This is a genomic window from Streptomyces poriferorum, assembly GCF_019399235.1.
Taxonomy (GTDB): domain Bacteria; phylum Actinomycetota; class Actinomycetes; order Streptomycetales; family Streptomycetaceae; genus Streptomyces; species Streptomyces poriferorum.
The window spans coordinates 31,466-43,021 of sequence record NZ_JAELVH010000032.1 but is presented as its reverse complement, the minus strand read 5'-3'; the positions used below and the strand labels follow the sequence as shown (position 1 = coordinate 43,021).

The window sequence follows — 11,556 nt, the reverse complement described above, 5'->3', positions numbered from 1 at the left end:
TCGCCCGCTCCGTCACCGTCCTCGCCAAGGGGCTGCGGGCCCAACTGCTCGACGACGGTGACGGGTTCTTCTCCGGCCTGCTGCCGATGTCCACCGTCCCCGAGTACCGGCTCCTGGTGGCCTACGACGACAACGAGATCGAGATCCACGATCCGTACCGCTTCCTGCCCGCGCTCGGCGATCTCGATCTGCACCTGATCGGCGAGGGCCGGCACGAGGAGCTGTGGACCGCGCTCGGCGCCCGGACCATGGAGCACCAGGGCGTCACGGGGACCCGGTTCACCCTCTGGGCGCCCAACGCCCGCGGGGTCCGCGTCTGCGGGGACTTCAACTACTGGGACGGCACCGGGTTCCCGATGCGTTCGCTCGGCTCCACCGGGGTGTGGGAGCTGTTCCTGCCGGCGATCGGCGAGGGCGCGCTGTACAAGTTCGACATCTGCCGCCCGGACGGCTCGCACACGCTGCGCGCCGACCCGATGGCCCGCCACGCCGAGGTCCCGCCGTCCAACGCCTCGGTCGTCACGGCCGCGCACCACGTCTGGCAGGACCAGGAGTGGATGGCCCACCGCGGGGACGTACCCGTGCACGAGGCGCCGCTCTCGGTCTACGAGGTGCATCTGCCGTCCTGGCGCCCCGGCCTCACCTACCGCCAGCTCGCGGAGCAACTCCCGGCGTACGTACGCGACCTGGGCTTCACCCACGTCGAGCTGATGCCGGTCTCCGAGCACCCCTTCGGCGGCTCCTGGGGCTACCAGGTCACCGGCTTCTACGCCCCGACTTCCCGGATGGGCTCGCCCGACGACTTCCGCTTCCTCGTCGACGCTCTGCACGGCGCCGGGATCGGGGTGATCGTCGACTGGGTGCCGGCGCACTTCCCGCGCGACGAGTGGGCGCTCGCCGAGTTCGACGGCCGTCCGCTGTACGAGCACTCGGACCCGCAGCGGGCCGCGCACCCGGACTGGGGCACGCTCGAATTCGACTACGGCCGCACCGAGGTGCGCAACTTCCTCGTGTCCAACGCCACTTACTGGTGCGAGGAGTTCCACATCGACGGGCTTAGGGTCGACGCGGTCGCCTCGATGCTCTACCTCGACTACTCGCGCGAGGACGGGGAGTGGTCCCCCAACGAGCACGGCGGCCGGGAGAACCTGGACGCCGTGGCCTTCCTCCAGGAGATGAACGCGACCGTCTACCGTCGCAACCCCGGTGTCGTGACGATCGCGGAGGAGTCCACCGCCTGGGACGGTGTCACCCGTGCCACCCATCATGTGGGCCCCGGCGGCTTCGGCGGTCTCGGCTTCGGGCTGAAGTGGAACATGGGCTGGATGCACGACTCGCTGGAGTACGTGTCGAAGGAGCCGGTGCACCGCAAGTACCACCACAACGAGATGACCTTCTCGATGGTGTACGCGTACAGCGAGAACTACGTCCTGCCGATCTCGCACGACGAGGTGGTGCACGGCAAGCGTTCGCTGGTCAGCAAGATGCCCGGCGACTGGTGGCAGCAGCGTGCCAACCACCGCGCCTATCTCGGCTTCATGTGGGCCCACCCCGGCAAGCAGCTCCTGTTCATGGGGCAGGAGTTCGCCCAGGGAGCGGAGTGGTCGGAGGGGCACGGCCCCGACTGGTGGCTGCTCGACCCGTCGTACGCGGCGGAGAGCGACCACCGGGGCGTAAGGACCCTGGTCAGCGACCTCAACACCGTGTACGGGGCGACGCCCGCGCTGTGGCAGCGCGACACCGTGCCGGAGGGCTTCAGCTGGATCGAGGGCGGCGCCGCGGAGGACAACGCGTTCGCGTTCGTCCGGTACGACGCTGACGGATCGCCGTTGATCGCCGTCTCCCACTTCTCCCCGGTGGTGCGGCACGACTACCGCATCGGGGTACCGGACGGGCCGGAGGCCTGGGTGGAGGTCCTGAACACGGACGAGCTGCGGTACGGCGGAAGCGACGTGCGCAACGAGGAGCCGCTGAAGCCGGAGGCGGTGGCGGCGCACGGCCGGGACACCAGCATCACGCTGACGCTGCCGCCGCTGGCGACGGTGTGGCTGCGGCCGGCCTGACCGAGCGGCGTCGGAACGGGCGGGGGCCCGCACCACGTACAGGTGGTGCGGGCCCGCGCGTGCCGGGCTCGGGTCAGACCGCCGCCGGCAGTACCCCCTCCAGCTCCTGGAGCAGGCGCCGCTTGGGGCGGGCGCCCACCATCGACTTCACCGGTTCGCCGTCCTGGAACACCATCAGGGTCGGCATGGAGAGCACCGCGTAGCGGCTCGTGATCCCCGGGTTGTGGTCCACGTCGATCTGCACCACCTTGAGCCGGCCGGCCTCCTCCGCGGCGATCGCGCTGAGCACCGGGGCCAGCTGGCGGCAGGGACCGCACCAGTCGGCGGTGAATTCGACCAGGACCGGCAGGCCGGCTGCCAGCACTTCGGCGTCGAACGTCGTGTCGGTGACCTCGGCGACACCTTCTGCGTGGATCATCTCTCGTCCTCCCAGTTCGGGCCGACCGGCGATTGAGGGGCGGTCGGTCCCAGTTCACAACGTGGTTCGGGGCCGCCCGGCAGCTCGGCGGACGCCTCCAGCTCGGCGCGGGCCAACTGGGCGCCCACCTCCGTGCGGACCGACTGGAGCTGGCCGATGAGCGCGTCCAGTTCGCCGAGCTTGCGCCGGTAGACGGCCAGCGAGGCCGGGCAGGAGTCGCCCGCCGGATGGCCGGCGCGCAGGCAGTCGACGAACGGACGGGTCTCCTCCAGGTCGAACCCGAAGTCCTGAAGGGTCCGGATCTGCTGGATCAGCCGCAGGTCGCCCTCGTCGTAGGTGCGGTAACCGTTCTCCGCGCGGCGTGCCGGCAGCAGGCCCCGTGACTCGTAGTACCGCAGCGTCCGTGTCGTCGTACCGGCGCGTTCGGCCAGTTCCCCGATTCGCATGCCCCGACGGTAATCCTTGACGTCGGCGTCAAGGCAAGGAGAGACGGGGCAAGGCGCCCGGAACCTTCGGGACATAAACCGTCCGGAGCCATTGACGGCCGCCCCGGGTGCAACTAAATAACTCTGAGAGCGCTCTCAACGACAACCTTCCCGGCACCGTCCCCACCGGAGGTTCACTTGCGTACGAGCCGCACCACCCCCCATAGACGCACCACCGTCCTCGCCACCCTCACGGCCCTGGCCCTCACCCTCGCCGGAGCGATCACCGTCGCGGGCTCCGGGCCCGCCCGCGGCGACGTACCCGCCACCCCCGGCTGGAACCTTCAGTGGAGTGACGACTTCAACGGCGCGAACCGCAGCCTGCCGTCCTCCGCGAACTGGCAGATCGACACAGGTCACGGCTATCCCGGCGGCCCGGGCAACTGGGGCACCGGCGAGATCCAGGACTACACCGCCAGTCCCGACAACGTCAGCCTCGACGGCAGCGGCAACCTCCGCATCACCCCGCTCCGCGACGGCGCGGGCAACTGGACCTCGGGCCGCGTCGAGACCAAGCGGGCGGACTTCAAGGCCCCGGCCGGCGGCACCCTGCGCATCGAGGGCCGCGTACAGATGCCGAACGTCACCGGCAACGCGGCCCTCGGCTACTGGCCGGCCTTCTGGGCGCTGGGCTCCCCGTACCGGGGTAACTACTGGAACTGGCCGGGCATCGGCGAGTTCGACATTATGGAGAACGTCAACGGGATCAACTCCGTCTGGGGCGTCCTGCACTGCGGGGTGAATCCCGGCGGCCCCTGCAACGAGACCACCGGCCTCGGCAACAGCCGCACCTGCCCGGGGGCGAGCTGCCAGTCCGCGTTCCACACCTACCGCTTCGAGTGGGACCGCGCCGTCACCCCGAACGCCCTGCGCTGGTACGTCGACGACCAGCTCTTCCACAGCGTCACCCAGAACCAGCTGGACGCCACGACGTGGGCGAACATGACGGACCACGCCGGGTACTTCCTCCTGCTGAACCTCGCGATCGGCGGGGCCTTCCCGAACGCGCTCGGCGGCTCCACCCCGACCGCCGAGACGGTTCCTGGCCGGCCCATGCTGATCGACTACGTGGGCGTCTGGACCAAGGGCGGCGGAGGAACCACGGAGCCGCCGACCGACCCGCCCACGGATCCGCCGTCCAGCTCCTCCACCCTCGCCCTGCGCAGCGCCGGCGGCCTCGGGGCCACCCAGTCGGCCGCCTCGTCGGTGACGGTCGCCTCGGCCGGGGGCGGTACCTACGACGGCGCCCCGCACAGTCCGCAGACATTCACCGCGACCGGCATCACCCGGGCGTACGACGGCGGCTCCACCCAGTTCGACGTCTTCGCCGACTCGGGCACCACCATCGCGAACGGGCAACAGGTGCGGGTGAGTTACGACCGTACGGGCGACGGGATCTGGGACCGCACGGAGACGTACCACTACTTCGCCACCGATCCGGTCAACGGGTACGAGCACTACACGCAGGCCAAGGGCCTCATATCGTCCACCGGGAGCCACGGCAACCTGGTCAACGGCAAGGTGAAGGTCGAGATCTGGAACGCGATCGGCAACGGCACGAGCACGGTGGGCGTCGGCAACCAGTCCGTCGTGCACATCCCCTACGGCTGAGGCCGGCCACGACAGACAGCTGCGGCCGGTACGGGAATCCGTACCGGCCGCAGCGCCAACGCGCTACACCTTCGCGAGCGAGGGCTGCTCGTCGCCGCCGTCCCTGGCCTCGGGGACGTGCGGCTCGGCGGGACCCTCGTCCGTGAGCATCGCCTCGTCGAACGGGAGGGATCCGGAGAGGACCTGATCCACCCGCTCCCGGTCGATCTCCTTGGTCCAGGTACCGACGAGCACCGTGGCCACCGCGTTGCCCGCGAAGTTCGTGAGGGCACGGGCCTCGCTCATGAAGCGGTCGATGCCGACGATCAGGCCGACACCGTCCACCAGCTCGGGGCGGTGCGACTGGAGGCCTCCGGCGAGGGTGGCGAGTCCGGCGCCGGTGACGCCCGCGGCGCCCTTGGAGGCGATCACCATGAAGACCAGCAGCGAGATCTGCTCGCTGATGCTGAGCGGGTCACCCGTCGCGTTGGCGATGAAGAGCGATGCCATCGTGAGGTAGATCGCGGTGCCGTCGAGGTTGAAGGAGTAGCCGGTCGGCACGGTGATGCCGACGACGGGCTTGCTGACGCCCATGTGCTCCATCTTCGCGATCAGCCGCGGCAGGGCCGACTCGGACGAGGACGTGGAGAGGATGAGCAGGAACTCCCGGCCCAGGTACTTCAGCAGGGCGAAGATGCTGACCCCGGCCACCAGCCGCAGGATCGTGCCCAGGATCAGGAACACGAAGAGCGCGCAGGTGACGTAGAAGCCGATCATGATGACCGCGAGGGACTTCAGCGCGTCCACGCCGGTCTCGCCGACCACGGCCGCCATCGCGCCGAAGGCGCCGACGGGGGCCATCCACATGATCATGGCGAGGATGCGGAAGACCAGGCGCTGGATGTGGCCGATGCCGCGCAGGACGGGTTCGCCCGCCGGGCCCAGGGCCTGGAGTGCGAAGCCCGAGAGCAACGCGATGAGGAGGGTCTGGAGGACCTCGCCCTCGGTGAAGGCCGACACCATGGTGGTGGGGATGATGCCGAGCAGGAAGTCCGCCGTGGACTCGCTGTCCCCCGCCTGCGCCTCACCGGCGGCGCGGGCCGCCTCGGTGAGGTGGAGGCTGGAGCCGGGCTCCAGGATGTTGCCGACGACCAGGCCGATGGCCAGGGCGACGGTCGACATCACCAGGAAGTAGCCGAGGGCCAGACCGCCGACGGCGCCGACCTTGGCGGCCTTGCGCACGGAGCCGACGCCCAGCACGATCGTGCAGAAGATGATCGGCGAGATCATCATCTTGATGAGGTTGACGAAGCCGGTTCCGATCGGCTTGAGCTCGACGGCGGTGTCCGGAGCGACGAGGCCGACCAGAATGCCGAGCCCCACCGCCGCGATCACGGCGAGATACAGATATTTCGTACGGTCCCGCTTGGCGGCGGCCACTCCCACGGGGGTCTCCTCGGCTCGTCCCTGTCCCTCCCCCGTCCCTGGGGGCCTCGGTGACTATCTCTGTCCCTGTGACGCCGGTCACCCTTGTGTGCATTTCGTTCACAGGTTTTCGGCCAGGCAGACTGTGAGGATGCGTTTCCCCCGTACCCGCCCGCGCAGCCTGGCGGGCCAGCTCTTCGCCATGCAGGTGGTGCTGGTCGCGGCCGTGGTGGCGGGGTGCGCCTTCTTCGCGTACGTCTCCGGCAGCTCCCAGGCCAAGGAGACCGCGACCCGGCAGGTGCGGACGGCCGCGCTGGCGATCGCCGGTGCGCCGTCGGTACGGGAGGCGATCCGCACCCCGGACCCGTCGGCCGTGCTTCAGCCGTACGCGGAGCAGGTCCGCAAGGACACCGGGATCGCCTTCGTCACCATCATGGATCCGCACCGGGTCCGCTGGACGCACCCGAACGCCGAGCGGATCGGCGAGAGCTTCCTCGGGCACACCGCACGGGCCCTGCGCGGCGAGACGTTCTCGGAGACGTACACCGGCACGCTCGGGCCCTCGATACGTGTCGTCACACCGATCCGGGACGGCGACAGGATCGTCGGCCTCGTCAGTGCGGGCATCACGGTCGAGCGGGTCTCCTCGCAGGTGCGGGCGCAGCTGGGCGCGCTGGGGCTGGCGGCGGGTGCGGCGCTGGCGCTCGGCGGCCTCGGCACGTACGTGATCAACGCCCGGCTCCGGCGGCACACCCATGGGATGAACGCCGCCGAGCTGAGCCGGCTGCACGACTACCACGAGGCCACCCTGCACGCGGTGCGCGAGGGACTGCTGATGCTCGACGGGCAGCGCAGGATCGCGCTGATCAACGACGCGGGCCGCGAACTGCTCGGGCTGGCGCCCGGCACGGTCGGACGCCGGGTCGCCGAACTCGATCTGCCCGCTCCGCTGACCGGGGCGCTGCTCGCCTCCGAGGAGCGGGTCGACGAGGTGCATCTGACGGCGGACCGGGTGATCGTGGTCAACACCCGTCCGGTGGTCGGCGGGGAGCGGCGCGGCACCGTAGTCACCCTGCGCGATCACACGGAACTCCAGGCGCTGTCCGGCGAGCTGGACTCCGAGCGCGGCTTCACCCAGGCCCTGCGTTCGCAGGCGCACGAGGCGGCGAACCGGCTGCACACGGTGGTCTCGCTGATCGAGCTGGGCCGTGAGGAGGAGGCGGTGGGCTTCGCCACGGCGGAACTGGAGCTGGCCCAGGCGCTCACCGACCGGGTCGTCGGCGCGGTCGGTGAGCCGGTGCTGGCGGCGCTGCTGCTCGGCAAGGCCGCGCAGGCGAACGAGCGCGGGGTGGAACTGGTGCTGGCGGACGACAGCCTGATCGACGACGGGGCGCTGCCCGCGACGCTGCCGCAGCGCGATCTGGTGACCATCCTCGGCAATCTGATCGACAACGCGGTGGACGCGGCGTCGGAGGCGGTGACCGGCCCCGGATCCGGTGGCGGTGTGCCCGGCCGGCGCACGGGCCCGCGCCCGGCCCGCGCCCGCGTCACGGTCACGGCGCTCGCCGACGACGGGGAGCTCCTGCTGCGCGTCGCCGACAACGGGGCGGGCGTCGGACCGGACGACGCCGCGGAGGTGTTCCGGCGCGGCTGGTCGACGCACGGCGCGGGCCGCGGGCTCGGCCTGGCGCTCGTCCGGCAGGCCGCGCACCGCAACGGCGGGGCGGTGGTGCTGGAACAGGGGCCGGACGGCGGCGCGGAGTTCACCGTACGGCTGCCGCTGGCGGCGTGCAGCGCTGTGCGGAAGGAGAGGACCACGTGATCCAGGTGCTGGTCGTCGAGGACGACCCCGTCGCCGCCGACGCCCATCAGCTGTACGTGAACCGGGTGCAGGGCTTCTCCGTGGCGGCCGTCGCGCACTCCCGGGCCGAGGCGGCGCGGGCCCTGGACCGCGTCCCGGTCGACCTCCTGCTCCTCGATCTGTATCTGCCCGACGGGCACGGGCTGCAACTGCTGCGTTCGCTGCGCGCGGCCGGGCACGGGGCCGATGTGATCGCGGTGACCTCGGCCCGCGATCTGGCCGTGGTCCGCGAGGGCGTCTCGCTCGGCGTCGTCCAGTACGTGCTGAAGCCCTTCACCTTCGCCACGTTGCGCGACCGGCTCGTCCGTTACGCCGAGTTCCGTGCGGCGGCCGGTGAGGCGAGCGGCCAGGACGAGGTGGACCGTGCGCTGGCCACCCTGCGCACCCCGCAGCCCGCCCGCCTGCCCAAGGGCCTCAGCAGCCCGACCCTGGAGGCCGTGACCCGCGCGCTGCGGGCGGCCCCGGACGGTGTGACGGCGGCGGCGGCCGGGGTCGAGCTCGGGATCTCGCGCATCACCGCGCGCCGCTACCTGGAACACCTGGTGTCGGCCGGGCGGGCGGTGCGCAGTCCGCAGTACGGACAGATCGGACGCCCGGAACTGCACTACCGGTGGCTGGCGGAAGGGCGCTGAGAGGGGCCCCGGCCGTCTGGAGGTTCCTATGAGCTGTGCTCATCGTGTGAACACACCGTGGTCATACCGCCTCTGACCTCCTACGGTGGGGCCGTGCACCCCACCCCGCCTTTCAACGCCCCCGCCGCGCGCAGACTGCGCGAGGCCCTGGGGATGGCTCCCGGCCATGTCGCCTACGGACTCGGCGCCCAGTACGGCCTTCGGATCAGCGCCGAGACGGTCGCCGCCTGGGAGCGCGGACTCGCCTGGCCGTCCGAGTACGAACTCACCGCTCTGGCAGGTGTGTTGTGGTGTGCGCCGGGCGAACTCCTCACCGCTGCCCGGACACTGCGTGAGCACCGGGTCGCCCGGGAGATGACCGCGGAGGAGCTGGCGGGGCAGCTGGGGATCTCCGCGTCCGCGTATCTCCGGATGGAGGAATCGGGCAAATGGCGAGGCAACGAGCGTCAGTCCGCCGCCCTCAGCGAGGCGCTGGGACTCGGCCCCGCCGCGTTCGTGACGGTCTCCGGACGCGACGAGGAACTGGCGGAGCTGCTGCGCAGCGCGGTGAAGACCCGCTGGCAGGCTTACGTCAGGCCGGTGGCGAAACTCGCGCCCCTGGACCGCCCGCTCATCCAGGGCTCGCTGGAGCGGCTGCACTCGGACTACCAGGCGCTGATGGTGTCCACGCTCAGCTGGAGCAGTACCGGCACGGAGTCGTCGGGCGCCACCGGGGACGCCGGCCGGGCATACCTCGTGGGCATCGTGGACCGCTTCTGGGAGACGGCCGAGGCGTAGGCCCATCCGTCCGGATCAGGCCGGATCCGAACGGGACGCCCCTGTGGTCCGTCAGGCGGCGTCCACCGCGCCCCCGTCCCCCGACCGGCCCCGGAGAACGGCGAAGGCCGTGCAGCTGACGGGCAGGACGACGGCCGCGGTGACCAGGATGCCGACGGCGACGGGGGCGAGGATGCCGGCGTAGTACGCGGCGAAGAAGTTGCCCGTGGCCTGTTCGAGAAGGTTCCGTACGAGGGGCCGCAGGGGCAAAGCGAGTTGCACGGCCAGCCGGAGCACCCCGGCGGTGGCGGCGGCCAGCGGCAGCGCCAGGGCGAGGACGCGGACCGCTCCGGCACGCGTCCACGTCACCGCCCAGGAACAGCGCAGGGCCGCGCGGGGACCGAGACCGCTCGCGGCTGCGGCCGGGGCGAGCGTGAGGGCGAGGCGCAGCACGACGGCGACGAACACGGCAGGCACGGGAGAGACCTCGACCAGGGTGTAGGGCCACGACCCGCGTTCCAGCACCTGGTCCTCGGTGTCGATATGAAGGCCGGTGAGGCGGTCCGCCACGAAGGCGACGAGCAGCGGCAGGGGCCACACGATCAGGCCGCGCAGCACGTAGACGGCGAGTACCGGCCGCAGCCGCGCGGAAGGCCCGGGGGGTTTCGCCGCGACCGCCCGTGAGCACGCGGCCTGCAGGGCCGCACTGCCGGTGCCGAGGAGAAGCAGGAAGAGCGGGAGCGTCCAGAGGGCGACCTGTACCAGGCCGGTGAGGTCGTGCAGATAGGGGTCTTCGAGCTGGTGGTACCGGATGCGTTCGTTCCGCATGTGGGTGAACAGCGGCCACCCGAGCGCGAATATCACCGCCGTCAGCAGCAGCCCTGCCAGTCCGCCCCAGCCGACGACCCGTAGGGTCGCGCCCGCCAGAGCGCCGCGGTTTCGCCGCAGGACCTCGAATGTCGTGGCGGCCGGAACGCGTTGCGCGCCCCCGCCCACCGGTGGCGCCGTGACGTCGTGCTGTATGCGCATGGGACGAGCCTTCTGTACGTACCGGATCCGTTCGCTCCCCTGAAGGACGCCGAACGGACCCGGCACGGTTCGCGGCTACCGGATGGCCGTCACCCTCGACACGTACGGGCGGGCGGTCACCCACGCACCGGTACCGGTCAGAAGACCGACTCGGCCTCGTGCATGCGGGCCACGGGCACGGTCTTGAGCTGGGTGACCGCGTCGGCCAGCGGCACCATCTCGATGTCGTTGCCGCGCAGGGCCGTCATCCGCCCGAAGTCGCCCCGGTGCGCCGCCTCCACCGCGTGCCAGCCGAAGCGGGTGGCGAGCACCCTGTCGTACGCGGTCGGCGTGCCGCCGCGCTGGACGTGGCCGAGGATGACCGGCCGGGCCTCCTTGCCGAGCCGGGTCTCCAGCTCGACGGCCAGGCGGTTGCCGATGCCCTGGAAGCGCTCGTGGCCGAACTGGTCGATCGCGCCCTTGGCGTACGGCATGGAGCCCTCGGCCGGGTGCGCGCCCTCGGCGACGCAGATGACCGCGAACTTCTTGCCGCGCGCGAAGCGCTCCTCGACCATCTTGACGAGGTCCTCCACCTGGAACTTCCGCTCGGGCAGGCAGATGCCGTGCGCACCGCCGGCCATTCCGGACTCCAGCGCGATCCAGCCCGCGTGGCGGCCCATCACCTCGACGACCATGACGCGCTGGTGGGACTCGGCCGTGGTCTTCAGCCGGTCTATGGCCTCCGTCGCGACGCCCACCGCGGTGTCGAAGCCGAAGGTGCGGTCGGTGGCCGAGATGTCGTTGTCGATGGTCTTCGGGACGCCGACGACGGGCATGCCCGCGTCGGACAGCATCCGGGCGGCCGTGAGGGTGCCCTCGCCGCCGATCGGGATCAGTGCGTCCATGCCGTAACGACGGCTCAGCTCGGCACAGTTCTCCGCGGCTTCGCGCAGCCGGTCGCGCTCCAGGCGGGCGGAGCCGAGGATGGTGCCGCCGCGGGCGAGGATGCCGCTCACCGCGTTGAGGTCGAGGGGGCGGAAGTGTCCGTCGAGGAGGCCCTTGAAGCCGTCCTCGAAGCCGATGACCTCATCGCCGTGACCCACCACGGCACGGTGCACGACCGAGCGGATCACTGCGTTCAGGCCTGGGCAGTCGCCGCCTGCGGTGAGAACTCCGATGCGCATCGTGCTGTATCTCCTGCTCGCTGGGGCCCGTCGTATGCCGTACGGGCCGGGGGCAACGGCATGATCCCCCGTACCGTGAGTCACGACGATTGTCCCACGTCACGTCCGCACCCGGCGCTTTCGGCTGCTCCATG

General features: G+C 71.1%; 10 protein-coding genes. 5 read left to right on the top strand and 5 right to left on the bottom strand.

The features are described 5' to 3' along the window. A partial coding sequence (gene glgB / locus JGS39_RS08910; protein ID WP_219568214.1) for a 1,4-alpha-glucan branching enzyme occupies nucleotides 1-2,063 on the top strand: 2,063 nt, incomplete at its 5' end. A 73-nt stretch (nucleotides 2,064-2,136) separates the two neighbouring features. Here the strand turns inward: glgB and trxA are convergent. Next, nucleotides 2,137-2,481 carry a thioredoxin gene (trxA, locus tag JGS39_RS08905; protein WP_219568213.1) on the bottom strand — a complete coding sequence of 115 codons (345 nt, stop codon included), beginning with the start codon at nucleotides 2,479-2,481 and terminating at the stop codon, nucleotides 2,137-2,139. Further along, nucleotides 2,478-2,927, bottom strand: a complete 450-nt coding sequence (locus tag JGS39_RS08900) for a MerR family transcriptional regulator (RefSeq protein ID WP_219568212.1) — start codon at nucleotides 2,925-2,927, stop codon at nucleotides 2,478-2,480. Before JGS39_RS08900 ends, trxA begins: the two co-directional genes overlap by 4 nt. Nucleotides 2,928-3,104: 177 nt before the next feature. Here JGS39_RS08900 and JGS39_RS08895 point away from each other — a divergent pair, with 177 nt between their 5' ends. After that, nucleotides 3,105-4,577 carry a glycoside hydrolase family 16 protein gene (locus JGS39_RS08895; RefSeq protein ID WP_219568211.1) on the top strand — a complete coding sequence of 491 codons (1,473 nt, stop codon included), beginning with the start codon at nucleotides 3,105-3,107 and terminating at the stop codon, nucleotides 4,575-4,577. A gap of 63 nt (nucleotides 4,578-4,640) precedes the next feature. On the opposite strand, the gene JGS39_RS08890 is transcribed toward JGS39_RS08895, so the two are convergent. Continuing rightward, nucleotides 4,641-6,002: a cation:dicarboxylate symporter family transporter gene (locus JGS39_RS08890; RefSeq protein ID WP_219568210.1), complete on the bottom strand. Its 1,362-nt coding sequence runs from the start codon at nucleotides 6,000-6,002 to the stop codon at nucleotides 4,641-4,643. A 130-nt stretch (nucleotides 6,003-6,132) separates the two neighbouring features. Here JGS39_RS08890 and JGS39_RS08885 point away from each other — a divergent pair, with 130 nt between their 5' ends. The 3 genes from JGS39_RS08885 (at nucleotide 6,133) to JGS39_RS08875 (ending at nucleotide 9,251) form a co-directional block, all read left to right on the top strand. Continuing rightward, on the top strand, nucleotides 6,133-7,803 hold the full coding sequence (locus tag JGS39_RS08885) for a sensor histidine kinase (protein ID WP_219568209.1): 1,671 nt from the start codon (nucleotides 6,133-6,135) through the stop codon (nucleotides 7,801-7,803). After that, nucleotides 7,800-8,474, top strand: coding sequence for a response regulator (locus tag JGS39_RS08880; protein ID WP_219568208.1), 675 nt, complete (start codon nucleotides 7,800-7,802; stop codon nucleotides 8,472-8,474). Before JGS39_RS08885 ends, JGS39_RS08880 begins: the two co-directional genes overlap by 4 nt. A 153-nt stretch (nucleotides 8,475-8,627) precedes the next feature. Then, complete coding sequence (locus JGS39_RS08875; protein ID WP_219568217.1) at nucleotides 8,628-9,251, top strand: helix-turn-helix domain-containing protein; 624 nt, start codon at nucleotides 8,628-8,630, stop codon at nucleotides 9,249-9,251. Between the two features lie 51 nt (nucleotides 9,252-9,302). Here the strand turns inward: JGS39_RS08875 and JGS39_RS08870 are convergent, their stop codons facing one another. After that, nucleotides 9,303-10,259, bottom strand: a complete 957-nt coding sequence (locus JGS39_RS08870; protein WP_219568207.1) for a hypothetical protein — start codon at nucleotides 10,257-10,259, stop codon at nucleotides 9,303-9,305. A gap of 137 nt (nucleotides 10,260-10,396) precedes the next feature. Then, nucleotides 10,397-11,422, bottom strand: coding sequence for an ATP-dependent 6-phosphofructokinase (locus JGS39_RS08865; RefSeq protein ID WP_219568206.1), 1,026 nt, complete (start codon nucleotides 11,420-11,422; stop codon nucleotides 10,397-10,399). Between the last annotated feature and the right edge of the window lie 134 nt (nucleotides 11,423-11,556).